This window comes from Polaromonas sp. (assembly GCF_035638815.1).
GTDB lineage: Bacteria > Pseudomonadota > Gammaproteobacteria > Burkholderiales > Burkholderiaceae_C > Polaromonas.
This window is the reverse complement of the sequence record NZ_DASQZG010000014.1, coordinates 180,997-206,635: the sequence shown is the minus strand read 5'-3', so window position 1 is coordinate 206,635 and position 25,639 is coordinate 180,997. Positions and strand designations below refer to the sequence as shown.

Sequence of the window (25,639 nt, the reverse complement as noted above, 5' to 3'; positions counted from 1 at the left end):
CGTCGGTATCCTCTTGCGCGGCACCAAGCGTGAAGACGTCCAGCGTGGTCAAGTTCTGTGCAAGCCAGGTTCGATCAAGCCGCACACCCACTTCACCGGCGAGATCTACGTTCTGTCAAAAGACGAAGGCGGCCGTCACACCCCATTCTTCAACAACTACCGCCCCCAGTTCTACTTCCGTACAACGGACGTGACTGGTGCGATCGAGTTGCCAGAAGGCAAAGAGATGGTGATGCCAGGCGACAACGTGTCGATCACCGTCAAGCTGATCAACCCGATCGCGATGGAAGAGGGTCTGCGTTTCGCCATCCGTGAGGGCGGCAAAACCGTCGGCGCGGGTGTTGTGGCCAAGATTCTTGCGTAATTCCGCAGTCATTTAAGGAATTACCATGGCCACCAAGCAAAAAATCCGCATCCGCCTCAAAGCGTTTGACTACAAGCTGATCGATCAGTCGGCAGCTGAAATTGTTGACACTGCCAAGCGTACCGGCGCGATTGTCAAGGGTCCCGTGCCCCTGCCAACCCGCATGAAGCGTTTTGACATCCTGCGTTCGCCCCACGTCAACAAGACGAGCCGCGACCAGCTGGAAATCCGTACGCACCAGCGTCTGATGGACATCGTTGACCCAACGGACAAAACCGTTGACGCGTTGATGAAGCTCGATCTGCCCGCCGGTGTGGACGTCGAAATCAAGCTGCAGTAAGCAAGAAATCGGGGTTTTGGCGAAAGCCGGACCCCAAAAAAACCGGGATTCAGCGCGGAGTTGCCAAAATGGCAGGTCCGCGCTATACTCTTGGGCTGTCCTGAACTTGCGCAAGCGAAGTCAGGGCGGTTTTATTAACTGTCTTCTACACAAAAACGTCTGCGGCCAATTGAAGTCGCAGCGGTAGAAGTTACGAAAGAAAAGCATGAGTCTAAGCAACTCCCTCGGGTTGCTGGGCCGCAAGGTGGGCATGATGCGTCTGTTCACTGATGATGGGGATACCGTTCCTGTCACAGTGGTAGATGTGTCTAACAACCGCGTGACCCAGGTGAAAACCCAAGCAAACGACGGCTACGATGCCCTTCAAGTGGCATTTGGTGCGCGCAAAGCGTCGCGTATCACCAAGCCAGCCGCTGGCCACCTTGCGAAAGCAGGCGTTGAAGCCGGTGAAATCCTTAAAGAATTCCGCGTGACAGCTGACGTCGCAGGCAAATACGCTGCTGGCGCCGTTGTGCCCGCTGCGGACATTTTTGCTGTTGGCCAAAAGGTGGACGTGCAGGGCACTTCTATCGGTAAAGGCTACGCCGGCACCATCAAGCGTCACAAGATGAGCTCGCAGCGCGCGTCGCACGGTAACAGCCGTTCGCACAACGTGCCCGGCTCCATCGGTATGGCGCAGGATCCTGGCCGTGTGTTTCCTGGTAAACGCATGACGGGTCACCTCGGTGATGTCACCAAAACCACGCAAAACCTCGACATCGTGCGCATTGACGAAGCTCGTCAACTGCTGATGATCCGCGGCGCCGTGCCTGGTTCCAAAGGTGGTTTTGTGACGGTTCGCGCTGCCATCAAGGCCAAACCAACCGCTGCCAAAGGAGCGAACTGATGCAGGTCGAACTCCTGAATGACCAGGGTCTGGCTTCGTCCAAAGTGGACGTGCCTGATACCGTGTTTGGTCGCGAATACAACGAAAGCCTGATTCACCAGGTGGTCGTGGCCTTCCAGGCCAACGCCCGCCAGGGTACGCGTGCACAAAAAGACCGTGAGCAGGTCAGGCACTCGACGAAAAAGCCGTTCAAGCAAAAGGGTACTGGCCGCGCTCGCGCCGGTATGACATCTTCCCCGCTGTGGCGCGGAGGCGGTCGTATTTTCCCGAACATGCCTGACGAAAACTTCACGCAGAAAATCAACAAGAAGATGTACCGCGCCGGTATGGCCTCCATCTTCTCCCAGCTGGCCCGTGAAGGCCGTCTGGCTGTGGTTGATTCGATGACCGTGGACTCGCCCAAGACGAAAGTCCTGGCCGACAAGTTCAAGGCCATGAACCTCAAATCGGTGCTGGTGATCGCTGACGAAGTTGACGAAAACCTGTACCTGGCCTCCCGCAACCTGACCAACATTCTGGTGGTTGAGCCCCGTTACGCCGATCCGGTGTCACTGGTTCACTTCAAGAAAGTCCTGGTCACCAAGGCTGCGATGGACAAACTCAAGGAGATGTTCGCATGAACGCCCCTACAACATACGCCGCCAAACCAAAGTTTGACGAAGGCCGCCTGATGCAGGTTCTGGTCGCCCCCATCGTGTCTGAAAAGGCAACCATGGTCGCGGACAAATCCAACGCCGTGCTCTTCAAGGTGCTGCAAGACGCTACCAAACCTGAAATCAAGGCCGCTGTGGAATTGATGTTCAAGGTAGACGTCAAGGCCGTGTCTGTACTCAACCAAAAAGGCAAAACCAAGCGTTTTGGCAAATCCACTGGCCGTCGCGACAACATTCGCAAAGCCTATGTGACGCTGAAGCCCGGTCAAGAGCTGAACATCGGTGGGGAGTCTGCGTAATGGCTGTCATTAAAATGAAACCCACCTCGCCGGGTATGCGCGGCATGGTGAAGATCTCCCGGGATCACCTGCACAAGGGTGATCCTTACGCGCCACTGCTGGAGCCACAATTCCAGAAGTCTGGCCGTAACAACAACGGGCACATCACTGTTCGCCACAAAGGCGGCGGTCACAAGCACCACTATCGCGTGGTGGACTTCAAGCGCAACAAGGACGCCATTCCGGCCAAGGTCGAACGTATTGAGTACGACCCCAACCGCACGGCCCACATTGCGCTGATCTGCTACGCCGACGGCGAGCGCGCTTACATCATTGCCCCCCGCGGCCTTGAAGTTGGCGCTACGCTGATCAGCGGTGCTGAAGCCCCGATCCGCGTTGGCAACACCCTGCCTATCCGCAACATTCCTGTCGGCTCGACGATTCACTGCATCGAGATGCAAATCGGCAAGGGCGCGCAAATTGCACGTTCGGCTGGTACCTCTGCGACGCTGCTGGCTCGTGAAGGCATCTACGCCCAGGTGCGCATGCGCTCTGGTGAGGTTCGCAAGATCCACGTTGAATGCCGCGCCACGATTGGCGAGGTTGCCAACGAAGAGCACAGCCTGCGCCGTCTCGGCAAGGCTGGTGTCAAGCGCTGGATGGGTATCCGCCCAACCGTTCGCGGTGTGGTGATGAACCCGGTCGACCACCCACACGGTGGTGGTGAAGGCAAGACCGGCGAGGGTCGCCATCCTGTCGATCCATGGGGTAACCTGACCAAAGGCTACCGCACCCGCAACAACAAACGCACGCAAGTGATGATTGTTTCGCGTCGCAAGAAGTAAGGTTAAGCCATGACACGTTCACTCAAAAAAGGTCCCTTTGTCGACCAGCATTTGGTAGCCAAGGCTGATAAAGCCGTTACCAACAAAGACAAAAAGCCGATCAAGACCTGGTCGCGCCGCTCCATGATCCTGCCCGAGTTCATCGGCCTGACCATCGCCGTGCACAACGGCAAGCAGCACGTACCGGTCTACATCACCGATCAAATGGTTGGCCATAAGCTGGGCGAGTTCGCACTCACCCGGACTTTCAAAGGTCATCCGGCTGATAAAAAAGTTGTGAGAAAGTAAGGAAAGACCATGGAAACACGTGCAACCCTCCGGGGCGTTCGTCTGTCGGTCGACAAAGGCCGTCTGGTCGCTGATTTGATCCGCGGCAAAAAAGTGGATCAAGCTCTCAACATCCTGAACTTCACGCAGAAAAAAGCTGCTGGAATCATCAAGAAGGTGGTTGAGTCCGCTATCGCCAACGCTGAACACAACGATGGTGCCGATATCGACGAGCTGAAGGTGAAAACCATCTACGTCGAGCAGGGCGCCACGCTCAAGCGTTTCTCCGCGCGCGCCAAAGGCCGCGGCAACAGCATCAGCAAACCAACGTGCCATGTGTACGTTGTGGTTGGCAACTAAGGGCAGCAGGATATGGGACAAAAAATCAACCCAACCGGGTTCCGCCTTGCCATCAGCCGCAACTGGTCCAGCCGTTGGTACGCCAGCAACAAGGACTTCGCCGGCATGCTGGCAGAAGACATCAAGGTTCGCGAGTACCTCAAGGCCAAGCTCAAGAACGCCGCAGTTTCGCGCGTTCTGATCGAGCGCCCAGCCAAGAATGCCCGCATCACGATTTTCTCGGCACGTCCGGGCGTTGTGATCGGCAAAAAAGGCGAGGACATTGAGAACCTCAAGAAAGAACTGAGCCGCCAGCTGGGCGTGCCGGTCGCCGTGAACATTGAAGAAGTTCGCAAGCCTGAAATTGATGCCAAGCTCATCGCTGACAGCATCACCCAGCAGCTTGAAAAACGCATCATGTTCCGCCGTGCGATGAAGCGCGCCATGCAAAACGCCATGCGTCTGGGTGCCCTGGGCATCAAGATCATGTCGTCTGGCCGTCTGAACGGTATCGAGATCGCTCGTTGCGAGTGGTACCGCGAAGGCCGCGTGCCCCTCCACACATTGCGCGCCGACATCGACTACGGCACCTCTGAAGCCAAGACCACCTACGGTGTGATCGGCGTCAAGGTCTGGGTCTACAAAGGCGATACGCTGGGCCGTGGTGATTCACCTGGTGCCAAACTGGATGCTGCTCCTTCTGACGAAGAGCGCAAGCCACGCGGTCCGCGTCGTGATGCACGTCCGGGCGATCGTCCAGGGTCTGACCGTCCTGCTCCCCGTGGTGCGCGTGCTCCTGCACGTGCCGCCCCAGGCGCAACCAACGTAGCCCCTGCCGATGGCAGCGACAAGCCGGCCGAAGCTACCCCTGGTAGCGAAGCCCCGAAAACCACCGTTAAGCGCGTCCGTAAAGCCGCGCCAGCTGCAGCAGCTGACGGTGCCAAGACCGAGTAATCGGTCTAATAACGGAGAATAAAAATGCTGCAACCCGCTCGCAGAAAATATCGCAAAGAGCAAAAAGGCCGCAACACCGGCATCGCTACCCGAGGCAACTCGGTAGCGTTTGGTGATTTCGGTCTGAAGTCAACTGACCGTGGCCGTTTGACAGCTCGCCAAATTGAAGCCGCACGTCGTGCGATTTCCCGTCACGTCAAACGTGGCGGCCGCATCTGGATCCGTGTCTTCCCGGACAAGCCGATTTCCCAAAAGCCTGCTGAAGTGCGTATGGGTAACGGTAAAGGTAATCCAGAGTACTACGTGGCTGAAATCCAGCCCGGCAAAATCGTCTTTGAAATCGTCGGTGTGCCTGAAGAGTTGGCCCGCGAAGCGTTCCGCCTGGCATCTGCCAAGCTGCCGCTGCGCACCACCTTCGTCAGCCGCATGATTGGCCAGTAAGGGATATGACCATGACCAAATCTACCGAACTGCGCAAAAAAGACGTTGCCGGCCTGCAAACCGAAGTCAAAGAGCTGCAAAAAGCCCACTTTGGCCTGCGCATGCAAAAAGCCACGCAACAACTCACCAACACCGCCACGCTGCGTTCTGCACGCCGTGACATCGCTCGCGCCAAAACCATTTTGGCCGAAACCATCGTCAAGGGAGCCAAATAATGACGGAACCTAAAAAATCCCTCAAGCGCACCTTGATTGGCCGCGTTGTCAGCGACAAGCGGGCCAAAACCGTCACGGTTCTGGTTGAGCGTCGCGTCAAGCACGAGCTGTACGGCAAGATCGTGTCGCTGTCCAGCAAGTACCACGCGCATGATGAAAAAGGCGAGTACAAAACCGGCGACATGATTGAGATCACCGAAAGCCGTCCTATCTCCAAAACCAAGAACTGGGTTGTGACCCGTCTGGTTGAAAAGGCGGCAGTGGTTTAAGCCTTTCGGCTTGACCTCAGGTCACCTCAAAAAACGGCTCACTATGTGGGCCGTTTTTGTTTTGACCCGCAGTTTTAAAGGCTTCGGCCCATCCATGAAAATGGTGTTTTCAGACGCCTCAGCGATTGAGCACACCGACCCCTAACCGCACACATAAAGGAGCACACATGATCAAAGTAGGCGACACCCTTCCCGCAGCAACACTGATGGAGTTTTCAGAAGTTGAAGGCAATGGCTGCAGCATTGGTCCCAACCCGGTCGATGTGACCAAGGCCACCGCCGGCAAAACGATTGCCTTGTTCGCTTTGCCCGGCGCATTCACGCCAACCTGCTCGGCCAAACATGTGCCGGGTTATGTCGAGAAGTTCTCGGAGCTTCAGGCGGCAGGTGTGGATGAGATCTGGTGCGTCAGCGTCAACGACGCCTTCGTTATGGGCGCCTGGGCGCGTGACCAGAAGACTGGCAGCAAGGTCCGCATGCTGGCCGACGGCAGCGCCGCCTTCGCCAACGCCACCGGCCTGACATTGGACCTGACCGCCAAGGGCATGGGCGTGCGCAGCAACCGCTACTCCATGCTGGTGAAAGACGGCAAGGTCGCGACACTAAACATTGAAGGCCCCGGCAAATTTGAAGTCAGCGATGCGACCACGCTGTTGGCGCAAGCCAAAGCTTAAGTTGGCGCTAACTGAGTCTTGATTTCAGGCGTCAACAAAAAAGCCGCTGTTCGCAAGACCAGCGGCTTTTGTTTGTCTGTTTGTTTGCCTGCTGTTTGGCAAAACCTTGTTTGCTATCAATAGAGTAGCAAACAATACCCGCAATACCTAGGCAAAGGCCGCTTTTTAATCCAAATCCGCTTTAAGGTAGTGAGCGCCGGCTATCGGGTTGTGATAGTAGGGTGGGATGCTTTCGAAGCCCAGATCCTCATACAGTGCGCGCGCCGCTTCCATGTCGCTGAGGGTGTCCAGCAGCACGCTTCTGTAACCCGCAACCCGCGCCGCATCCAGAATGGCCTCCGCCATTTGCCGGCCCAGTCCGGAGCGGCGAAAGCCGGATCGAACATAGAGCCTTTTCATCTCGCAGGCGTCTGGATAGTCCACCGTGTCCAGCGGACGCATGGCGCCGCAGCCGGCAATCACGTCATTCACCGTGGCCAGTAACAGGCAGCCTTGAGGCGCTGCATAGGCCCCGGGAAGGTTAGCCAGCTCCTCATCAAAATTCTGGAAGCACAGGTCTACCCCCAGTTGCTGCGCATATTCCTGAAAAATCAGACGCGTAGCCGCCAATTGTTCTGGCGTTGTAGGGGTGATGAACTGGAGGGTGGGCGTGGAGACAGACATGGGGCGGGCAGGTCAAAAATAAGTGTACCGGCTTTTCAGGACTCTGCTGTATGTGCCGGTAACCCCTCTTTAAAAAGCGGGCGCTGCCAGGCTGCTGATCCAATACACCGCCGCTGCGCAAGCGCCCAGCACCACCAGGGCGCCAGCCCGCGATGCGGCGTCATCCCGGGAAGACGGCACCGCCGACACCAGTTCCTTGTCGCCATGAAGCATGGCGTTGACGAGGTTGTGTTTGCGCCAAAGGTAAAAAACAATGGCCGCGATGTGCAGCACCACCAGCGCAAGAATCACCCACTTGCCAATGTTCTTGTGATAGTTCGTGGCGAGGTTGACCGTGGCGTTGGATACAAAACTTGTCAACGGTCCGGCGAAAGCAATTTCATCGTCGCTGAGCAAACCGGTGCCCACTTGAGCCAGCAGAAAACCCAGCATGGCAAAGACCGAGCCCGCGCCAATAGGGCTGTGGCCAACCGAGTGTTCTGGTTTGCCAACGCCTTTGAGGTAGGCCAGCACGCTCCGCGGCGAATAGATAAACGCCGAAAACCGGGACCAGCGCCCGCCCACCAGGCCCCAGATGATTCGAAACAGCAAAAGCGTCAGCACGCAATAACCAAAGCGGAAATGCCAGACCATCGCATTGCCGCCTATCGTGCCGCTGATTGCCAGACCGATGACGCAGGCCACCAGTGCCCAATGAAACAGGCGAGTGGGCAAATCCCAGACGCGTACCTTGTTGATGTGTGGATTCAAGTGCTTGCTCCTCGTAATTGTTGTTGTCGCGCCCGTGTCGTTGGCGGGTCATGAGGCCATGGTATGTTTGCGCCGGCTGCATCCGGACTGAGCCGCTTTTTCTTGGTGCTTACCCTAGCGCCATAAGTTCCGCAGGAACTTATGGCCTCGGGGAGGGCTCCAGTTGAGTGGCAGTCTATCGGGAAGTGCTGCCACTCGCCACAACATCTCAAAAACCACGAGGAAGAAAATGAAAGCACTAGCCTGTCTTGCCGTCGCTGCAACCATGTTCACCATGGCTGCGCCTGCCGCTGCCCAGTTTGCCAAACCTGAAGACGCCATCAAATACCGCCAGAGCGCGCTCACCGTGATGGCTGCTCACTTCGGCCGCGTCGGTGCCATGGCCAATGGCCGTGTCCCGTTTGATGCCAAGGTAGCCGCAGAAAATGCTGACATCGTCGCTGACATGGCCAAACTGCCGTGGGCCGGCTTCATGGCAGGCAGCGACAAAGGCAACACCAAAGCCAAACCCGAGATCTGGACCGAGCAGGCCAAGTTCAAAGAGCACAGCGACAAGCTGGTTGCCGAAAGCACCAAGCTTGCAGCAGCTGCCAAAACCGGCAACCTCGACAACCTCAAAACTGCGTTTGCCGCTACCGCTGGTACTTGCAAGGCTTGCCACGACGCTTATCGCAAGGAGTAGCCCCCTGTTGAAGCTCACTTCGTGTAGCTTCCTCTCCCCCTCAGGGGGACAGGCGCCTTGCGCCCGGCAAAGCCGGATCGCGGCCCCTGCTTGAAGGGGAACAAAAAAGCCGGTTCTTTCGAACCGGCTTTTTTGTTGGGGCGCGAAACGGGTCAGGTTTCAGCGAGCAGCTTTTCAATCAACTTGTGCAAGTCCGCAAAGTCGGGCTCGCCCACAAAGCGCTTGACGATCTCTCCGCGCTTGTTCACCAGGTAAGTGGTTGGCGTTAGCTGCACATCGCCCCAGGCTTTGGCAACGGCTCCCGTGTTGTCGATGGCAACCTTGAAGGGCAGCTTGCGTGTTTCGGTGAAGTTGACCACGTAGCTGGGTGGGTCGTAGCTCATGGCCACAGCTACGGTGTCATAGCCTTGCCCTTTGTATTTGTCATAGGTGGAGATGAGCTTGGGCATTTCGGCCACGCAGGTGACGCAGCTGGTGGCCCAGAAGTTGACCAGCGTGACCTTGCCTTTCAGGTCAGCTGCTGTTTTTTTACTGCCGTCCAGCAGCACAAAAGTGGATTCAGGTGCAGACTGTGCCGTTCCACTGCAGCCTGCCACGCCGGTCAGTGCGGCCAGAGCCACCACAGACCATATCGAAGCCATTACCATTCGGCCTACCGCGTTTGAAACTGAAACCATCGTGAAGGACCCCATCATGCAACGCCGCAATTTTAACCAGGCCGGTATCAGCGCACTGGGCTTGCTGATCATGACCACTTACCAACACGCCCATGCGCTGTCGCTGGGCGATCTGACCAACCAGGAGGCCAGCAACGGGCTCAAGACCGCGCTGGAAAAAGGTGCGTTGGCTGCAGTGGCCTTGTTGGGGAAAACTGATGGATTCCTGGGCAACGACAAAGTTCGCATTCCATTGCCCGGCTACCTGGAAGACGCATCAAAACTGCTGAAAACGCTGGGCCAGAGCAAGCGCCTTGACGAGCTGCTGGTGTCCATCAACCGCGCCGCCGAGGCAGCCGTACCCATGGGCAAAACCCTGCTGGTGAACGCCGTGCGCAACATGAACGTCACCGACGCCAAAAACATCCTGCAAGGCGGCGAAACGTCCGTCACCAACTTCTTTGCCGACAAAACCCGCAGCCCCCTGAGCGCACAATTCTTGCCCGTGGTCACCAAAGCCACCGAGAAAGTTGGCCTGGCCACCAAATACAACAAGGTGGCTGAAAAGGCCTCCGGTTTTGGCCTGGTCAAAAAAGAAGACGCCAACATACAGCAGTACGTCACCGCCAAGTCGCTCGACGGCTTGTATCTCATCATCGGCGAAGAAGAAAAGAAGATCCGCCAGGACCCGATAGGTACGGGCAGCGCCATCTTGCGCCGCGTGTTTGGATCAATGAAGTGACGGTATTGCTATATATTTAATAGCTGTCGGCACCCGTGGTTGTTGGGCAAAGGGCCGATTTTGTTCTCAGCCAGACGCTCCACTGCTCCCACAAGGGCTGTCTCCCGGACTCGATGAGTCTGCCCCGGACCCCGATCCGGGGGGATCCATGTTACACAAACTACTGCCTTAGGCCTGCGCCGCATGGACCCCGGGTCAAAGCCCGGGATGACAAGCGAGGAGGGACTGCCATACCGGAACTGATCCGGCATCCATGCAGGCAAATGCGGTGTTGGTTCAGGATGCCGCGGATTGCGTCAAGTGCGCCATGAAGGAGGCTGTCATCCCGGACCTCGATCCGGGATCCATGTCACACAAACTACTGCCTTAGGCCTGCGCCGCATGGATCCCGGGTCAAAGCCCGGGATGACAAGACCGGCCAAAGAGTCAACTCAAGCCCGCACTTTGCTCCGGTGATAAGTCAACGCCATGCCGATACAAAACCTCAGAGCATCCGCAGGTATCTTGTCGCCCACATCAAAAACAATGGCGCGGTTGCCTTCGTAACTGAACTCTCTCGGAAAGAGCGTTCTGAAGGTATCAACCAGCGTGGTCTGGCAGCTGAAGTACATGGCGTACTGCGTGTTGCTGCGCGCCTTGCGGGCGATGCGGATGGTGCTTCCGCTTTTGGAGGCGGTAGTCAAGTAAGCCGGCTCGCCCCACTTCAGGGTTTCTTCAAGCGTGCCGACGCCCGGTGTGGCTGAGGCCACTTCGAAAATCATTTCGCGCAGCGCAAGCAGGCGTTTCTTGAGCTTGGGCGAGCAGGCACTGAACAGGGCCTCAACAGCGGGGTCTTCAAAGGCTGTCACGGCAATGCCAGTTATGCAGGGCGGGCTAGCGCCCTGCGCGCAGTCGCCACCCGCTCTTCAAAATACGCGCCATAAAAGTCCAGCGAGGCCAAGCCCACCAGCCGCTCGGCCAGGTCTTGCCCGGCCGCGCCCAGAAACAGCACCGTGGGCGTAAAGCCCGCCTTCCATTCGGCCACTTGCGCCGCGGCCGTCGTTAGCTTGCCGTCAAAGCCGACCAGGGGCGTGGTTCGGTCGCTGATGTTGAGCTGCCAGGCATGCAGGCTGCCCGTGCGCTGTGCGGGTAGCAGGTAGTTGCGCCGAACCAGCTCGCAATAAGGGCAGCCGGGCAGGCTGATCAAAAGCACCAGCGGTTCTTTTTTGGCGGCAGCGGTTTGCGCTGCGCCCGGCAAAGACGCCGGCACCGGCAGGGCCGTGTCTGCGGCCCGCGTCAACGAAGGCAGTAGCAACCCGCCAGCCAGCGCGGCGCTAAAGCGGCGGCGGGCCAGCAGAGTCATGCGACGCAGTTCAGCAAGATTTGGGTCAAGGCAGCGGGCTCGCTGATCATCGGGTCGTGGCCGGTTTTGATCTCAACGATTTTGGAGTTGGGCAACCACGCGCCGTCCCAAAACTTCGGGTCTTTGGCGCGCAGCCGGCTGGGCTCTATGGTGGCTAGTGCTGGTTGTGTGCAATTAACAAAGGTGCGGGCAATCGCCGCCACGCGCTGCACATCAAACGACAGCGGCGCCTGATACGTATTGCCAGGGTGCGGCGTTTGCCGGCGCTTGACCCAGGCGTGGTCGGCGTCCTTTAGGCCAAACACTTCCGGGTCTGGCGACGGAAAACTGAAGTTGGGCGAGGCCTGCGCCGCCGCCATGCGCTGCTGCTGCGTGACGCTAGCCTGCGTGCTGCTCCAGCTTTCGCCGGGTTTGGGGATCACTGCATCGACGTACACCAGGTGTTTAATGCGCGCTTTACCCATTCGGTCTGCAACTGCGGTGCCAATCATGCCTGCATAAGAGTGCACAGCAAGAATCACGTCCTGCAGCTCTTCCGCCTCGATCAGATTCATCACATCGTCAATGTGCGTGTCCAGCGTGATGGCGGGCGAGAGCAAGTGCGCCCGCTCGCCCAGGCCTGTCAACGTGACGGCAAACGCCCGGTGGCCCTGCTGCTGCAGGGCGGTGGTGACGCGTTGCCAGCACCAGCCGCCGTGCCACGCGCCATGGACCAAAACAAAATTAGCCATCAAATCACTCCTTGCTGCTTCAGTTCAGACAGCTGCGCATCGGAGTAGTTCAACACCTCGCGCAGCACATCTTGGGTGTGCTCGCCCAGCAGGGGCGGCGGCAGGTCAGTGCGCACCGGCGTGGCGCTCAGCTTCATGGGGCTGGACACCAGGCGAAGGTCGCTTTTAACGGTGTGCTGCCACTCGGTCACCATGCCGCGCTGCTGCACCTGCGGGTCCGCAAACACTTCAGCAATGTTGTTAATGGCGCCGCACGGCACCTTGGCCGCTTCCAGCGCGGCCAGCCAGTCGGCCTTGCTGCGCGTGCGCATGATGGCTTCAAGCATCGGCACCAGCACCGCGCGGTTGTGCACGCGGTCCCGGTTTCTGGCGTACTGCGGGTCGCTGGCCAGCTCGGGCCGACCTGCCACAGCACAAAACTTGGCGTACTGGCTGTCGTTGCCCACGGCAAGTATCAAGTGATCCTTGTTTCCATCAGCGCCGAGCGCCACTTCAAATACCTGGTAAGGCACGATGTTTTGGTGCGCATTGCCCGCACGCACTGGCACCTTGCCGCTGACCAGATAGTTGGCGCCCAGGTTTGCCAGCATCGCCACCTGTGTGTCCAGCAGCGCCATGTCAACCTGCTGGCCCTCTCCGGTTTTTTCGGCATGGCGCAGCGCGGCGAGTATGCCCACCGTGGCGTACATCCCAGTCATCAGGTCAGACACCGCCACGCCCACCTTCTGCGGGCCACCGCCGATGTCGTCACGCTCCCCCGTCACACTCATCAGCCCGCCCATGCCCTGAATGGCGTAGTCATAACCCGCTCGCTCGGCATACGGCCCAGTCTGGCCAAAGCCGGTGACAGAGCAGTAAACCAGCTTGGGGTTGAGCACTTTCAGCGACGCATAGTCCAGCCCGTACCGCGCCATGTCACCGACCTTGAAGTTCTCTACAAACACCTCGCAGTGTTTGACCAGCTCACGAATCAGCGCCTGCCCCGCCGGCTGCGAGATGTCGCAGGTGAGCGAACGCTTGTTGCGGTTGGTACCCAGGTAATAAGCGGCCTCCGTCGTGTCAGCCCCCGCACTGTCCTGCAGAAACGGCGGCCCCCAGGTGCGCGTGTCGTCGCCGGTGCCCGGACGCTCGATCTTGATCACGTCAGCCCCCAGGTCCGCCAATGTCTGGGTACACCAGGGGCCCGCGAGCACGCGGGACAGGTCGAGGATGCGGATGCCGTCTAGGGAGTTCATGCCTGTTATTTTGCCTTGTGGGGATGGCAAGTGTCGGCACGATGAGCACGGTTGGTGGCGTTAAAAGCCACCATCTCCTGCAATTAGAGGACGAGCTAAATAGGACAGAGACTTAAAATTCGTTGGCAGTTGTCGGAGGATTGTGACTTCACCAATATTTGTATGGCCTTGGCCCAATTTCTAAAGAGTCAATGTTGGCGCTCTTTTTCAGAGGGTTACGTGTCTAAGTTCTACCGCAGCCGCCGGGTTATACCGGAGGTTTTTCGGCATCGTGACGTTAGCAATAAGGAATGACATGCGCCTCGCCGATCTTTTCGAACCACAAAAGCCAACACCGAGGAAGAGCAAGGCTGACACAGTCGCAGAAGTCTTCATCATCGAGTCCCTCGAACTCGTTGATGAGAATAAGGAGAGGCGCGAGGGTGCGGTGCTCGCGTCTGTCTTAAAGATGTGCGGTAAGAACCCTCTTTATTACTACATTCGTACCAAGGCGGAGTTGGCATACATTGCTGAGGAGTTCGAGGCGTCCGGATATCGCTATCTCCACATCTCGTGTCATGGAGGAGACGGCGCCTTGGAAACGACGCTCGATTCTGTGACTTACGAAGAATTTGCGGAAATCTTTAAGGGAAAACTCAAGGACAGACGACTGTTTGTATCGGCGTGCAGCGCTGGAAACGAACTTTTCGCTGAAGTCGTCGGAGGCAAAAACAAGGAGCTCATCTCGATTGCCGCATCAGCTACCGAAATCCGATTCGATCACGCCGTTGCCTTCTGGACCTCGTTTTACGTGAAGACGTTCTCATTGAACGCGAAGTCGATGAACTCCGCTCGCATCGCCGAAGTTGCGAAACCGCTCGCCGTCTTATTTGATGCACCGCTGCATTTGTCGAAGCGCCAAAAAGGTGTTTGGGTCCATGAGGTGATTGATGGCTAGCATGTCTTACGAGACGGACCCTCGGCGTTTCGGAGCCGCGCACGTTTCTTCTGCAACTCTGCGGTTACGTCGACGTTAGGTCGCATCAATGACGATTCGTGTCCACCTCGCGGTACCACTTATGGCGCCTTTGTCACTGGAGCCTAAGCAATGCGAGCTCCACATAGCGTCTTTGCATGAATTGGCAGACATGCCTAGCCTCATTAGCACTGATCCTGAGCTTGCAGGAGCAGAACTGACCTTGAGCGTTCTCGACAGTCCAAGCGACGAGCCTCTCCTGCAGGGTCGCTGGACAGATTCGCATATGCTTCGGACATTTTCACTGCTTAACGTAGTCATTGACGGTACCGCGTGCGTAGAGCGATTGCGTACATCCAGTCAGTGGTCGGATGGAAAATTCAGTGAGTCGAGCAAGGAGCAGGTTTGTTTTCAGAGCGTTGCATCCAACCTTGAGCACGAGTTAGGCTTGTTGCTATTGGCGGTCAACATCGCACGACCTGGTTCCATCTCGGCGATTGAGGGCTTTGCATTCGTAAATGGGGAGCAAGTTGGAACGACGTATCCGTTCTACGCTGAAACTCTCTTCGGAGCGGTACAGGCCTCTAGCGAAACTGGCTGGCCCCGCCTGACCAGTCTTTCTATCTATGAGACTTGGCAATGGCTTAGGGGCTCACAATCCATTGTCGATGGCGTAGGAATCGGAAGGCTGGGCCGTGCCCTTGCCGCGCTAAGCCACCTCACGACAGAAACACTATCGAGCTCTAGCTCCATTGATCTTTTTTGGGTTCTCCTGGGATTGGAGGCCCTCTTCGCGAGAGGCAATGTTGGTCTCAAGGAGCAACTTCTTGGAAAGAGCGAGGTTATCCTCGGGCCTAGGCTCGAGAACAAAAAGCTCTTTGGTGCGGTTTACGACTTTCGGTCGCGCCTCATTCATGGTGACGTTGACCTCCCAGTGCGATTTTCGCAGTTCAGTGGAGCGGATAAGTACGAAAAGTTCCAAGATGAGCTGCGCCGGAGCGGGGAAATCGCTTTGGCTGCGTTGGTGGGAACATTTCAATGGATGGTCACGAACAACAGATATGAACTGGATTTCGCCTATGCACTTCGGGAGATGGAGCGGCCCGATGGGGATGCGACTTAGCAGCCGTTCACCACAGACGTCGCCGGCGGTCCACCGCATCGCTCCGCCTCTTTTTACCGGCCTCCTTAGCAACGACGTTAGGTAGCAGTGAAATCCAGTCGCCACCAGCCTCAATGAACGGGTTGAAAGGGTGCGCACCGAGCCGGCGTCTAGGCCGGACACCCAGAAGGCGCGCATTGGCCACTCTGCGACGTAGCCGGGCGCCCTGTGAAGGTGTAAGGCGTTGCGCCTTTCGCTAAAACCGCCAGGCTGCCAGTCCCACAATCCTATTGCTTCAGTTCAAACCAACAAGGAATACATCATGAGCAATTTTTCTGGCAAAGCACCTACCTTCGTCGTGTGGGTGATTTCTCTGGTTCTGTTTGTTGTCGCGCTACTCGCGCAGTTTGGCGTCGTCCAGTTGGGCGCACACATTGCGATGTGGTCGTGGATTATTGGTTTTGGCCTGTTGCTGCTTGCATGCCGCGTTAAAGGTCTCTAGGCCCCAGGTCTCGGCGGGGTGCAAGGGTGTCACGCGATTCCCTTGCCACCGCCATCAATAGGTCTTGTACGGCAAAAACTTGCCTGACAACACCACATTCACACGGTCACCTTTCGGGTCTGGCTGGCGCACGATGTCCATTGAGAAATCAATCGCGCTCATGATGCCGTCGCCAAACTCTTCGTGGATCAGTTCCTTGATGGTTGTTCCATACACGCTGACGATTTCGTACCAGCGGTAGATCAGCGGGTCGGTCGGCACCGGTGTGGGCAGTGAGCCTTTGTAGGGCACAACCTGCAGCCACTTTTGTTCTTCGGCGTTCAGGCCAAAAATCTTGCCGACAACCTTGGCTTGCTTTTCATCCAGCGTCATCTGGCCCAGGCAGGCGGCGGTAACCCACTCTTTGCTCAGACCAACCTTCCTGGCGACAGACTCCCAAGTGATGCCTTTGCTGACTTTGACGGTGATGATTTTTTCGGTGACGTCGTTACGGTTCATGCTTTGTTCTCCGTGTGTGAAATGAGTCCGTGGCGCTTGCGCGTTCTGGTGCCTGAGGTGGTCGAGCAAACATCGTGCCCGGCCCCATGGCTCGAGCGTTAGCGTTGGCCGAGGCCCTAAAACAGTGCGTGCGTCGCAATCGCTGTAAAGTCAGTGGTCTTCGCCCCTTCCCGAGGCCCGCCAGCGCCCCCGCACCCAAGTCCTCCATGACCCGCTTGACGCTATTTCTGACAGCCAGTTGCCTGAGTCTTCTCCTGGCCTGCAGTCCAACCTTTAACTGGCGCGACGCGCGGCCAGCGGACACGGCTCTGGCCGCACTGATGCCTTGCAAGCCAGACCAGGCCACACGCAGCGTGCCGCTGGGCGGGCAGACGACCGAGCTGGCCATGCTGGGCTGCGATGCTGGCGGCGCAACCTTTGCCGTTGCGGTGGCGACGGTTGCCGACCCCAGCCAGATAGCTGCTGTGATGGCCGGGTGGCAGGCCGCGACATTGGCAAACATGAAGGGGACCGGCTCTGCCCCGGCCGCCGCACTGAAAATACCGGGCGCCGCACAGCAGCCACCGCCGGTGCTGGTGGCACTGACCGGGCAGCGCGCCGATGGCCGTGCAGTGCAGAGCCGGGCAGCGCATTTTGCGCATGGCCGGCAGGTTTTTCAGGCGGTGATTTATGCCGACAAGATTGCACCCGAAGTGAGCGAGACTTTTTTCTCCAGCCTGCGGTTTGAGGCTGAACCCGCCCCGGGCCGTTGACGCTCCGTCCATGGCCAACACCTCGACTTCTCCCGATTCGTCCGCGGCATCGCTCGGCCTGCTGAGCCGCCGCGCCGCCATCTTTGTGTTTCTGGCTTTTGCGGCGGCCTACTTTTGCTCGACGCTGGTACGCGCCATCACGGCGACGTTGTCACCCGTGCTGACGCAAGAGTTTTCATTACATGCGCGAGACCTGGGGTTGCTGGCCGGTGGTTACTTTCTGGGCTTTGCGGCCACGCAATTGCCGCTGGGCACCTGGCTGGACCGTTATGGGCCGAAGCGGGTGATTCTGTGTTTTCTGACGCTGGCGGTGGTGGCGTGTCTGGCTTTTTCAGCGGCGACCAGTTTTACCTGGCTGTTGATCGCCCGCGTGTTGCTGGGCATGGGTGTCAGCGCCTGCCTGATGGCGCCGCTGACCGGCTATCGCCGCTGGTTTGACGCCGGCACTTTGCTGCGCGCCAACTCATGGATGCTGATGACAGGTTCACTCGGCATGCTGGCCTCGACCCTGCCCGTGCAGTGGCTGATGCCGCTGACCGGATGGCGCCCGCTGTTCTGGATTCTGGCCGTGCTGATTTTGGTGGCGATGGCGCTGATTGCCTGGACCGTACCCCGCTGGACGGTTGCTGCACCAGTGCCAGGCGCAGATGGCTCCGCGCCCAAGCCGGGAAGTTATGCGCAGGTTTGGCGTGACCGCTATTTCCGCAAGATGACGCCGCTGGCCTTTATCAACTATGGCGGGGTGATTGCCATCCAGACGCTGTGGGCGGGCCCATGGATGGTCAAGGTTGCAGGTTACACAGCGCTGGAGGCCGCGACCGGATTGTTCTGGATCAATGCCGCCATGCTGGTGACCTTTTGGGCTTGGGGTCTGGCCAACCCCTGGTTGGCGCAGCACGGCTGGAGTGCCAATCGCCTGATTACCTGGGGTGTGCCAGTCAGCATGCTGGTGCTGCTGGTAAATATCTTTGGCGGGTCAAACACCGGTTGGGTTGGCTGGGCCCTGTTTTGTATGGCCTCCAGCGTGATGGGGCTGGCCCAGCCCGCGGTGGGCATGGCTTTTCCGCCAGCGCTGGCGGGGCGTGCGCTCTCGGCCTACAACCTCGCCATTTTTGCGGGCGTGTTTGTTTCCCAGTGGGGCATAGGCCTGGCCATTGATGCCTTCAAGGCGCTGGGCCTGTCCGAAGTGGCAAGTTTTCAGGCGGCGCTGGGGGTGTTTTTGTGTTGTTGCCTCGCATCGTATGGCTACTTCCTCAGCGTGAAAACCGACCCCACCCCCGATAATTGATGGCAATGAACGGCATTCTCATCATCGCCCACGCGCCACTGGCTTCGGCCCTGCGCCAATGTGTCCTGCATGTGTTTCCCGACAACCCGGACAGCCTGGCCGCGCTGGACGTGCAGCCCAACATGCCGCCCGAGGAAACCCTGGCCCAGGCCCGCATCATCTATGGGCAGCTGGGTACCTCGCATGTGCTGGTGTTGGCTGATGTGTTTGGCGCCACCCCGTGCAACGTGGCGCAAAAGCTGGTTGACGGTGTTCACTCCAAGCTGATCACCGGCGTCAACCTGCCCATGCTGCTGCGCACGGTATCCTATCGACACGAAACCCTGGACGCCCTGGTGTCACGCGCAGTGACAGGCGGCACGCAGGGCGTGATGCAGGTGGCCATCACCGCACCGCAGAACCAGATACGCAGACCCAATGATCAAGAACAGCACGAACATCAGCAATAAGCTTGGCCTGCACGCCAGGGCCTCGGCAAAACTCACCAAACTGGCCGGCAGCTTTGCGTGTGAAGTGTGGATCGCCAAAGGCGAGCGACGCGTCAACGCCAAAAGCATCATGGGCGTGATGATGCTCGCCGCAGGCATAGGCAGTACGGTGGTGCTGGAGACCGACGGGCCGGATGAGCAGAAGGCGATGGATGCCTTGCTTGCTCTCATTCATGACAAATTCGGCGAAGGCGAGTAGCTAGATGACTTTTTCGGTCCACGGCCTGGCAGTCTCACGTGGCATCGCCATTGGCCGTGCTGTGTTGGTGGCGTCGAGCCGGGCCGATGTGGCCCATTACTTCATTGGTGCCGACAAGATCGAAGCTGAAATTCAGCGGGTGCGCGTGGCGCGCGATGCGGTAGCTGAAGAAATCACGCGCGTGCAGCGCGAGTTGCCCAAAGATGTTCCGCACGAGTTGTCTGCCTTGCTGGATGTGCACCTGATGTTGCTGGCTGACGAGCAGCTCAGCAACGGCGTCAAGCACTGGATCACTGACCGGCTGTACAACGCCGAGTGGGCGCTGACCACGCAGTTTGAAATCATTGCGCGCCAGTTTGACGACATGGAGGACGAGTACCTGCGTGAGCGCAAGGCCGATCTTGAGCAGGTGGTTGAGCGGATTCTGGCTTTCATGAAAGGCGTGGCCTCGCCGGTGCTGCCGGTGGCACAGGCCAACCGTCAGGCGCGCCAGCAGGATCTGCTGCTGGATGACACCATGGATGTGCCGCTGGTGCTGGTGGCGCACGACATTTCGCCAGCCGACATGCTGCAGTTCAAGCAAAGCCTGTTTGTCGGTTTTGCCACCGACGTTGGCGGACGCACCTCGCACACGGCCATTGTTGCGCGCAGCCTGGACATCCCCGCGGTGGTGGGCGCGCGCAGCGCCAGCCAGCTGATCGAGCAGGACGACTGGGTCATCATCGATGGCGATGCGGGTGTGCTGATCGTCGACCCGTCGCCGATCATCCTGGCCGAGTACGGTTTCAAGCAGCGCCAGGGCGAGCTGGAGCGGCAGCGCCTGAATCGGCTCAAACATACACCGTCGCTCACCCTTGATGGGCAGAAGATTGAGCTGTTGGCCAACATCGAAATGCCCGATGACACGGCAAATGCCGTGAATGTGGGCGCAGTTGGCGTGGGTTTGTTCAGGAGTGAGTTTTTGTTCATGGGTCGCGCCGGCAGATTGCCGGACGAGCAGGAGCAATACCTTGCCTACCGCAAGGCCGTGGAGGGCATGCAGGGCTTGCCCGTGACGATTCGCACGGTGGACATTGGCTCTGACAAACCGCTGGACAAACTGGCCGGCCGCACGCAAGACGGGCAACTTAATCCGGCGCTGGGCCTGCGCGCCATTCGCTGGAGCCTGGCCGACCCGCCGATGTTTTTGACCCAACTGCGCGCCATCCTGCGCGCTGCGGCACATGGCCAGGTCAACCTGCTGGTGCCCATGCTGAGCCATGTGAGCGAGATCCGGCAGACGCTGTCACTGATTGACCATGCGCGCGCCGAGCTGGACAACAAGGGCATTGCCTACGGGCCGGTTCAACTGGGTGCGATGATCGAGATTCCGGCCGCGGCACTGACGCTGAAACTCTTTCTCAAGTACTTTGATTTTCTGTCCATCGGCACCAACGACCTGATTCAGTACACGCTGGCGATTGATAGAGCCGATGAAGCAGTGGCGCACCTGTATGACCCTTGCCACCCGGCTGTGCTGCGCCTGATTGCCGACACGATTGCAGAGTGCAACGCGCAGGGCAAAGGGGTCAGTGTCTGCGGGGAGATGGCAGGGGACGTGGCGATGACGCGCTTATTGCTTGGTCTGGGGCTGCGCAGTTTCTCCATGCATCCATCGCAGATTCTGGCGGTGAAGCAGCAGGTGTTGCGAGCGGACGCGGGCAAGCTTGCGCGCTGGGCGCAAGAGGTGTTGCTGAGTGATGAGCCTGCGGCTTTGCTATAGATTGAATAGCTAACTATGCCCGCGGTTACTGGGCGAGATGCTTATTTTCTTGTGACTCGCGACTGAGCTTCGGTTCTGTCATCCCGGACTTTATCCGGGATCCATGCTGGCTTCCTACCGCCCCTCCGTTCGGGATGGGCCTTGTCGAAGCCATCTTTGTTTGGTACGTTTGTAGCGTGCCTGCTAGCCGGGGGTTGCCCGGCGGCAAGTAACTTTCTTTTGCGTCTCCAAAAGAAAGTCACCAAAGAAAAGGCGACCCTGCTGTCTGCGTTCCGCAGCGATGCTGCGGGCAACCGGCGGTGTTCGGTTCAGACGGGGTCTGACACAAACTTGCCTTCCCGAGTTCGTCTTATCTTCCCAAAGCCCGTCGGGCCGGGCCGAGGAGCGCAGGTCAAAGCGGATCAGGGCTCGCAGCTGTTTGAGCCGAAGGCGAGTTCTGCGAGACCCCGCTTTTACCGAGCACCACAGGTTGCCCGTAGCGAAGCGGAGGGACCCGGACCATCGGGTCGCCTTTCTTTTGGGTACTTTTCTTTGGCGACGCAAAGACAAAGTGCCTCGCCCGCCGGGGCGAAACCCGGCTTGTTGGCTAACCGCCGACGTCCGGGGCTCACGAGTATGGATCCCGGATCAAGTCCGGGATGACAGATCAGATTTCCAGATCACACTAACCCTCAACCCGGGCCCGGCATTCCCAATCTCCATCCGCGTCCCATGCGCCTGCGCCACCAGCTGGCACAAATACATGCCCAAGCCAACACCACCCGTCGCGCGCTGGCGGGCACTGTCGGTGCGGTAGAAGGGCTCGGTCAGACGCGCCAGCTGTTCGGCATCCACACCGGGGCCAAAGTCACGCACGTCCAGCAGCACACCGTCGCCCTGGGCGGTCAAAGCGATGCGCGGCGGCTGCGCTGCGTCCACGCTGTAACGCAAGGCATTGTCGAGCAGGTTGCGCAGCAGCAAACGGATACGCATACGGTCCAGCGCGAGTGCCGGCAAATCGGCAGCGAGGTCCAGGGTGACCACGGCGGCGTCGGGCATGTCTGCCACCACCTCGCGCACCAGCGAAGCAAGGTCTACCGGCTCGCGCTGCAGTGTTGCATGCGGGCTGGCCAGCCGCTCGCTTTCCAGCAGATCGCTAATGAGGTCGCGCATCTCGCCCAGGTCACGGAGCAAGGCGGTGCGCTCACGTTCCCCCGGGCCGGTGCCGATCTCGCTGGTCGGGAGCAGCTCGGCGTTAAGCCGCGCACGCGTGAGCGGCGAGCGCAATTCGTGGCTGAGCGCTAAAAGGAGGGCGCGCTTGGCATCCAGCATGCCTTTGATGTCCTGCGCCATGGTGTTGATGCGCTGCGCCAGGTCGCCCAGTTCGTCACGACGGCGCAGCGGTATTTGCGTATCAAAGTCTCCCCGGCCGAAGCGCTGCGCACCGGCGCCGATGTCGTCCAGCGGGCGCAGCAGACGCCGTACATACACATAAGCTGCGGCAATCAAAGCCAGCAGCAGCGCCAGCGTGAGCGTGCCAAAAAGACCGTGCGGCCCGCGCTGCCAGGGCACGGTACCCACGCCGAAACTGATGCGGTGCCCATCGGCGGTGTTGCGGCTGAGCCAGTCCGCCGCCCGCCCGGCGGGAGCGAAACGGTCACGAACCTCAAACCGGTTCGGATGCGACTGCCAGTTCACCTGCGGGCCTTCGATGCGAATGGCAATCGGTAGCCGGGACACCAGCGCCTCGGCCCGGGCCACGTCCGGTGGCGTGCCAATCTCGGTCACCACGCGGTCCATGTAGTCGTTGATCAGCGGCTTGGCTGCGTCGCGCCAGCCACTGGAAAATGCGCGCTGCATGCCGCCCATGAAGATGGCGGTCATCGCCAGCGCCAGCAGCAAAAACACTGTGACCAGCCGCAGCTTGAGCGAATGGCGCCAGCGGTGGCTCCAGCCACGCTGGCGATGAGAAGGATCTTTTTTCTTCAAGCGGCTTCTACCTTGCCGACGGCCAGCGTGTAGCCCGCGTTGCGCAATGTCTTGATGCAGTCCAGCGGCTCCAGTTTGCGGCGCAGCCGGCTCACCACGATATCCACCGCGCGGGTGTAGAGGTCAGCCTCATGTCCGCGCAAGCGGTTGAGAATGTCGTCGCGACTGAACACCTTGCCGGGCTCGGCCGCCAGCATGGCCAGCAGCTCAAACTCGGTGCTGGTCAGGTCCAGCTTTTCGCCCTGGCGCAGCACCTCGCGGGTTTCCAGTTCGATCACCAGATCCTGAAACACGCGGCGCTGTTCACGTGCCCGTGTGGGCTCGGTGCGCTGGCGCCGCAAAATGGTTTGCAGGCGGGCCACCAGTTCGCGCGGCTCAAAGGGTTTGGGCAGGTAGTCATCAGCGCCCAGCTCCAGCCCCACCACGCGGTCCATCACGTCGCCGCGCGCGGTCAGCATGACGATCGGAATGTCGCTTTCCTTGCGGATCTCACGGCACAGTGCAAACCCGTCCATCTCGGGCAGCATCACATCGAGAATAGCCGCGTCATAGGCCGTTGCGCGCAGCCGCGCCAGCCCCTCGGTCGGTCGCGTTGCGCTGTCCAGCACAAAGTCAAAGCGCGCGAGGTAGCTGGCCAGCGGCGCGGCCAGGTGTTCATCGTCGTCAATCAGCAGGATACGGGGCATGGCGCCATCATAAGAAGTTTGCGCAGCTCACCATGGATCCGCCGGACCGATCCGGCCCAGATGGGTGTCGCTAAAACCCGCCGCGTACTTCAGACCGTAACCAAGCCCACGGTCAAAACCAATGTGCGCGCACCAGATCAGCCCTCCGGCCACGGCCAGCGGCAATTCAGCAAACACGCCCAGCGCAAGAAGACCCAAGGCACCGGCGTAAGAGTGCGCTGCGTTATATGTTGCAGCGCCAACGCGCGGACCAGCCAGGTAGCCCAGGAAAGACAAGTCTGGAAGCAGAAACAGCAGCGCAAAAAGGCCCCAGCCCGCGCCGAACCGTTCGTAAGCCAGGAGCGCCAATGTCAGCACGACCAGACCTTCGGCGCGCAACAAGCTGCGCACCCCGCCGTCCACACTGCCCGAGGCGGCGGCGCGCCGAGTGCGCGTCACATCAGATGTCCGTGCCAGGCGCGCCAGGCGCCCGCCCGCGAGACCAAAGCTCAGCGCCTTAGCCATGGCGACCCCAACGACGGCCGCGCTCCATGAAGTCGCGCACTTTTTGTTGCTGCTCTGGGCGCAGGTTGTCAAAGAAGTCAGCGGCAGCGGCAATCACCTCGGGGCTACCGGCTTGCACCGCTGCGGTTTTTTCGTCGATCAGTTTTTTGGCGCCGGCCTGGTCCAGTTTGGCGCCAGAAAAGAGCCCGAGCATGGCCGCGCGCGGATCAGTGGCGCCGCGCAACGCGGTGCGCTGGGCTTGTAGCTTGTCAGCCAGAACACCGAGCTTTTGTTTTTGAGCGGTGTCCAGATCCAGCTTGGAGCCCACCTTCTCAACCAGCCGCGCCCGCGACTCCGGCGAGGCCTCCTGCCAGCCGCCGGGGCCGCGATGCGAGCAGGCGCCCAGGCTGCCCACAATGAGCGCCCCGCCAAAGAGACCAATCAGTGTTTTCTTGATGAAGCGTTTCATGGGTAAGCCTTGTTATGAGTAGTTGAGGCTTTGTATGGTGCGGGCAGGGGCGGCCGCCTGGGTTTCACGGCGGTTGCGGTGTGTTTCGCTTTGTTTCGTTGCTGGGAATCCAGCGTCACGCTGCGTTAGCGGTGTGCCTTGGGCAGTAGGAGTGACTCCCCACTCCCGCCCCTAGCCCCTCCCTCGCCCCGCTGGGCGATGGAGGGGGACTTCATTTGGACGCGTGTGCTGCGCCAGCGTGCATGAATGACGGTCCTGTGGTCTGACTGCTATTTACCCCGCGTCCCCAACACAGCAGCCCCAATAATCATCACTGCGGCAAGCGCAATGCTCCAGGTCAGTGCGCGTCCGCTGACCAGCATCAACAGCGCGGTTGATCCCAGTGGCGTGAGGTAACTGAGGATGCCGATTTGCCGCGCGTCACCCAGCTTGAGCGCTTTGTCCCACAGAAAAAACGCACCACCCAGCGGGCCCAAGCCCATCACTGCGAGCAATATCCAGTCGCGCCCTGACAAGCTTGCTGCCGGCTCCATGGCCCAATGGCAGAGCAGGGACAACACGCCAGAGACCAGGCCAAAGAGGCCAATGGCTGCAGTTGGAAAAGGGAGAACGCGTTTGGTCAGCAGTGAATAACTCGCCCAGATAAAAGCCGAGCCGAGCGCAGGCACATAACCCCAGGCCCATCCCATACCGCCCGCTGCGCCACTGCGCGCGCCCAGAATCGCCACGGCCGCGCCTGCAAAACCCAGCAGTGCCGCCAGCAGGTGCACCGGGCGCAAATGCAGGCCGGGCAAAAAGAGAGGCGCAAGCACCACCATGAACAGAGGCCACAGGTAGTTGACCAGATTGGCCTCCACCGGTGGCGCATGGCGCAGGGCGATAAACAGCAGAAAGTGAAAACCGAACAGGCCGTAAATGCCCAGCGCCAGCGTCATCGGCGGCAACTTCCAGGAACGCCACTGCGGCCAGGCCGGGATACTGCCGATCACCAGCGCAATGCCGGTAAGCAAAAAGGGAGGAATGTGGGTGAGCGAAACGCTGAGTGCAGCCAGCGTGGCCCACAGCGCGATGGCGCCCAATGCGTAGAGGCTGGCTTGCATGTGTCGTGTTTAAGATGAGCCCGGATTGGTCAGGCTGGCACTATAGTCCAGCGCCATTGCC

Annotated in this window: 35 protein-coding genes and 1 pseudogene; 23 read left to right on the top strand and 13 right to left on the bottom strand. The window is 59.3% G+C overall.

The features are described 5' to 3' along the window. The 13 genes and pseudogenes from tuf to VE934_RS09685 all read left to right on the top strand — a co-directional run. Window positions 1–364 (top strand): annotated as a pseudogene (gene tuf / locus VE934_RS09745) (elongation factor Tu); the annotation flags it as partial. A gap of 25 nt (window positions 365–389) precedes the next feature. After that, a complete protein-coding gene (gene rpsJ, locus VE934_RS09740; protein ID WP_007838118.1) occupies window positions 390–704 on the top strand; it encodes a 30S ribosomal protein S10 in 315 nt (104 codons plus the stop codon). A gap of 205 nt (window positions 705–909) precedes the next feature. Further along, window positions 910–1,590 (top strand): 50S ribosomal protein L3, encoded by a 681-nt coding sequence (gene rplC, locus VE934_RS09735; protein ID WP_324886842.1) that lies wholly within the window; start codon window positions 910–912, stop codon window positions 1,588–1,590. Beyond that, entirely contained in the window at window positions 1,590–2,210 is a 621-nt protein-coding gene (gene rplD / locus VE934_RS09730; protein WP_324886840.1) for a 50S ribosomal protein L4, read from the top strand. The genes rplC and rplD overlap by 1 nt, the downstream gene beginning before the upstream one ends. Then, entirely contained in the window at window positions 2,207–2,542 is a 336-nt protein-coding gene (gene rplW / locus VE934_RS09725) for a 50S ribosomal protein L23 (protein ID WP_324886838.1), read from the top strand. Before rplD ends, rplW begins: the two co-directional genes overlap by 4 nt. Next, window positions 2,542–3,366, top strand: a complete 825-nt coding sequence (rplB, locus tag VE934_RS09720) for a 50S ribosomal protein L2 (RefSeq protein ID WP_324886836.1) — start codon at window positions 2,542–2,544, stop codon at window positions 3,364–3,366. Before rplW ends, rplB begins: the two co-directional genes overlap by 1 nt. A 9-nt stretch (window positions 3,367–3,375) precedes the next feature. Next, a complete protein-coding gene (rpsS, locus tag VE934_RS09715) occupies window positions 3,376–3,654 on the top strand; it encodes a 30S ribosomal protein S19 (RefSeq protein WP_077593713.1) in 279 nt (92 codons plus the stop codon). A gap of 9 nt (window positions 3,655–3,663) precedes the next feature. After that, window positions 3,664–3,993, top strand: coding sequence for a 50S ribosomal protein L22 (rplV, locus tag VE934_RS09710; protein WP_007866508.1), 330 nt, complete (start codon window positions 3,664–3,666; stop codon window positions 3,991–3,993). Window positions 3,994–4,005: 12 nt separating this feature from the next. Continuing rightward, entirely contained in the window at window positions 4,006–4,926 is a 921-nt protein-coding gene (gene rpsC, locus VE934_RS09705) for a 30S ribosomal protein S3 (protein WP_324886831.1), read from the top strand. Between the two features lie 24 nt (window positions 4,927–4,950). Continuing rightward, window positions 4,951–5,367, top strand: coding sequence for a 50S ribosomal protein L16 (gene rplP / locus VE934_RS09700; protein WP_324886829.1), 417 nt, complete (start codon window positions 4,951–4,953; stop codon window positions 5,365–5,367). An 11-nt stretch (window positions 5,368–5,378) separates the two neighbouring features. Next, window positions 5,379–5,582, top strand: a complete 204-nt coding sequence (rpmC, locus tag VE934_RS09695) for a 50S ribosomal protein L29 (protein WP_324886827.1) — start codon at window positions 5,379–5,381, stop codon at window positions 5,580–5,582. Further along, window positions 5,582–5,851 (top strand): 30S ribosomal protein S17, encoded by a 270-nt coding sequence (rpsQ, locus tag VE934_RS09690; RefSeq protein ID WP_324886825.1) that lies wholly within the window; start codon window positions 5,582–5,584, stop codon window positions 5,849–5,851. Before rpmC ends, rpsQ begins: the two co-directional genes overlap by 1 nt. A gap of 167 nt (window positions 5,852–6,018) precedes the next feature. Next, window positions 6,019–6,525 (top strand): peroxiredoxin, encoded by a 507-nt coding sequence (locus VE934_RS09685; protein WP_324886824.1) that lies wholly within the window; start codon window positions 6,019–6,021, stop codon window positions 6,523–6,525. A gap of 165 nt (window positions 6,526–6,690) precedes the next feature. On the opposite strand, the gene VE934_RS09680 is transcribed toward VE934_RS09685, so the two are convergent. Then, window positions 6,691–7,188 carry a GNAT family N-acetyltransferase gene (locus tag VE934_RS09680; protein ID WP_324886822.1) on the bottom strand — a complete coding sequence of 166 codons (498 nt, stop codon included), beginning with the start codon at window positions 7,186–7,188 and terminating at the stop codon, window positions 6,691–6,693. Between the two features lie 69 nt (window positions 7,189–7,257). After that, complete coding sequence (locus tag VE934_RS09675; protein ID WP_324886819.1) at window positions 7,258–7,938, bottom strand: cytochrome b/b6 domain-containing protein; 681 nt, start codon at window positions 7,936–7,938, stop codon at window positions 7,258–7,260. 229 nt (window positions 7,939–8,167) lie between these two features. Between VE934_RS09675 and VE934_RS09670 the strand changes: the two genes are divergently transcribed. After that, window positions 8,168–8,620, top strand: coding sequence for a cytochrome c (locus VE934_RS09670; protein ID WP_324886817.1), 453 nt, complete (start codon window positions 8,168–8,170; stop codon window positions 8,618–8,620). Between the two features lie 152 nt (window positions 8,621–8,772). On the opposite strand, the gene VE934_RS09665 is transcribed toward VE934_RS09670, so the two are convergent. After that, the gene (locus VE934_RS09665) at window positions 8,773–9,261 is read right to left on the bottom strand and encodes a TlpA disulfide reductase family protein (protein WP_324886814.1); all 489 of its coding nucleotides are present in this window, start codon (window positions 9,259–9,261) and stop codon (window positions 8,773–8,775) included. A 52-nt stretch (window positions 9,262–9,313) separates the two neighbouring features. Here VE934_RS09665 and VE934_RS09660 point away from each other — a divergent pair, with 52 nt between their 5' ends. After that, window positions 9,314–10,018, top strand: coding sequence for a DUF4197 domain-containing protein (locus VE934_RS09660; protein ID WP_324886812.1), 705 nt, complete (start codon window positions 9,314–9,316; stop codon window positions 10,016–10,018). A 431-nt stretch (window positions 10,019–10,449) separates the two neighbouring features. On the opposite strand, the gene VE934_RS09655 is transcribed toward VE934_RS09660, so the two are convergent. Genes VE934_RS09655 through VE934_RS09640 form a run of 4 tightly spaced genes read right to left on the bottom strand, consistent with a single transcriptional unit; the run spans window position 10,450 to window position 13,326 of the window. Beyond that, window positions 10,450–10,866 carry a DUF1801 domain-containing protein gene (locus VE934_RS09655; protein ID WP_324886810.1) on the bottom strand — a complete coding sequence of 139 codons (417 nt, stop codon included), beginning with the start codon at window positions 10,864–10,866 and terminating at the stop codon, window positions 10,450–10,452. A gap of 11 nt (window positions 10,867–10,877) precedes the next feature. After that, the gene (locus tag VE934_RS09650) at window positions 10,878–11,360 is read right to left on the bottom strand and encodes a hypothetical protein (protein WP_324886808.1); all 483 of its coding nucleotides are present in this window, start codon (window positions 11,358–11,360) and stop codon (window positions 10,878–10,880) included. Continuing rightward, entirely contained in the window at window positions 11,357–12,091 is a 735-nt protein-coding gene (locus VE934_RS09645) for an alpha/beta hydrolase family protein (protein ID WP_324886806.1), read from the bottom strand. Before VE934_RS09645 ends, VE934_RS09650 begins: the two co-directional genes overlap by 4 nt. Continuing rightward, window positions 12,091–13,326 carry a CaiB/BaiF CoA-transferase family protein gene (locus VE934_RS09640; protein WP_324886804.1) on the bottom strand — a complete coding sequence of 412 codons (1,236 nt, stop codon included), beginning with the start codon at window positions 13,324–13,326 and terminating at the stop codon, window positions 12,091–12,093. The genes VE934_RS09645 and VE934_RS09640 overlap by 1 nt, the downstream gene beginning before the upstream one ends. A 295-nt stretch (window positions 13,327–13,621) precedes the next feature. On the opposite strand from VE934_RS09640, the gene VE934_RS09635 reads away from it, so the two are divergent. From VE934_RS09635 to VE934_RS09625, 3 genes are all read left to right on the top strand, one after another. Beyond that, on the top strand, window positions 13,622–14,263 hold the full coding sequence (locus tag VE934_RS09635; RefSeq protein WP_324886802.1) for a hypothetical protein: 642 nt from the start codon (window positions 13,622–13,624) through the stop codon (window positions 14,261–14,263). 88 nt (window positions 14,264–14,351) lie between these two features. Next, window positions 14,352–15,404 carry a hypothetical protein gene (locus VE934_RS09630; RefSeq protein ID WP_324886800.1) on the top strand — a complete coding sequence of 351 codons (1,053 nt, stop codon included), beginning with the start codon at window positions 14,352–14,354 and terminating at the stop codon, window positions 15,402–15,404. A 301-nt stretch (window positions 15,405–15,705) separates the two neighbouring features. Continuing rightward, window positions 15,706–15,885: a hypothetical protein gene (locus tag VE934_RS09625; protein ID WP_324886798.1), complete on the top strand. Its 180-nt coding sequence runs from the start codon at window positions 15,706–15,708 to the stop codon at window positions 15,883–15,885. A 54-nt stretch (window positions 15,886–15,939) separates the two neighbouring features. Here VE934_RS09625 and cynS read toward each other — a convergent pair whose 3' ends face one another. Continuing rightward, on the bottom strand, window positions 15,940–16,383 hold the full coding sequence (gene cynS / locus VE934_RS09620; protein ID WP_324886796.1) for a cyanase: 444 nt from the start codon (window positions 16,381–16,383) through the stop codon (window positions 15,940–15,942). Window positions 16,384–16,589: 206 nt separating this feature from the next. On the opposite strand from cynS, the gene VE934_RS09615 reads away from it, so the two are divergent. From VE934_RS09615 to ptsP, 5 genes are read left to right on the top strand one after another with little or no spacing between them, the layout of a single operon-like run. After that, window positions 16,590–17,135, top strand: coding sequence for a hypothetical protein (locus VE934_RS09615; protein ID WP_324886794.1), 546 nt, complete (start codon window positions 16,590–16,592; stop codon window positions 17,133–17,135). A gap of 10 nt (window positions 17,136–17,145) precedes the next feature. Next, on the top strand, window positions 17,146–18,423 hold the full coding sequence (locus tag VE934_RS09610; protein WP_324886792.1) for an MFS transporter: 1,278 nt from the start codon (window positions 17,146–17,148) through the stop codon (window positions 18,421–18,423). 5 nt (window positions 18,424–18,428) lie between these two features. After that, window positions 18,429–18,872, top strand: a complete 444-nt coding sequence (locus VE934_RS09605) for a PTS fructose transporter subunit IIA (protein ID WP_324886790.1) — start codon at window positions 18,429–18,431, stop codon at window positions 18,870–18,872. Continuing rightward, window positions 18,841–19,110 carry an HPr family phosphocarrier protein gene (locus VE934_RS09600; protein WP_324886788.1) on the top strand — a complete coding sequence of 90 codons (270 nt, stop codon included), beginning with the start codon at window positions 18,841–18,843 and terminating at the stop codon, window positions 19,108–19,110. Before VE934_RS09605 ends, VE934_RS09600 begins: the two co-directional genes overlap by 32 nt. Before the next feature lie 4 nt (window positions 19,111–19,114). Beyond that, window positions 19,115–20,872, top strand: coding sequence for a phosphoenolpyruvate--protein phosphotransferase (gene ptsP / locus VE934_RS09595; RefSeq protein ID WP_324886786.1), 1,758 nt, complete (start codon window positions 19,115–19,117; stop codon window positions 20,870–20,872). A 627-nt stretch (window positions 20,873–21,499) separates the two neighbouring features. On the opposite strand, the gene VE934_RS09590 is transcribed toward ptsP, so the two are convergent. From VE934_RS09590 to VE934_RS09570, 5 genes are all read right to left on the bottom strand, one after another. Then, window positions 21,500–22,840, bottom strand: coding sequence for a sensor histidine kinase (locus VE934_RS09590; RefSeq protein WP_324886784.1), 1,341 nt, complete (start codon window positions 22,838–22,840; stop codon window positions 21,500–21,502). Further along, window positions 22,837–23,526 (bottom strand): response regulator transcription factor, encoded by a 690-nt coding sequence (locus tag VE934_RS09585; RefSeq protein ID WP_324886781.1) that lies wholly within the window; start codon window positions 23,524–23,526, stop codon window positions 22,837–22,839. Before VE934_RS09585 ends, VE934_RS09590 begins: the two co-directional genes overlap by 4 nt. 27 nt (window positions 23,527–23,553) lie before the next feature. After that, window positions 23,554–24,030 carry a DUF4260 domain-containing protein gene (locus VE934_RS09580; protein ID WP_324886779.1) on the bottom strand — a complete coding sequence of 159 codons (477 nt, stop codon included), beginning with the start codon at window positions 24,028–24,030 and terminating at the stop codon, window positions 23,554–23,556. Continuing rightward, window positions 24,023–24,478, bottom strand: a complete 456-nt coding sequence (locus VE934_RS09575; protein ID WP_324886777.1) for a Spy/CpxP family protein refolding chaperone — start codon at window positions 24,476–24,478, stop codon at window positions 24,023–24,025. Before VE934_RS09575 ends, VE934_RS09580 begins: the two co-directional genes overlap by 8 nt. A 269-nt stretch (window positions 24,479–24,747) precedes the next feature. Continuing rightward, window positions 24,748–25,578, bottom strand: a complete 831-nt coding sequence (locus VE934_RS09570) for a DMT family transporter (protein ID WP_324886775.1) — start codon at window positions 25,576–25,578, stop codon at window positions 24,748–24,750. Window positions 25,579–25,639 lie beyond the last annotated feature (61 nt).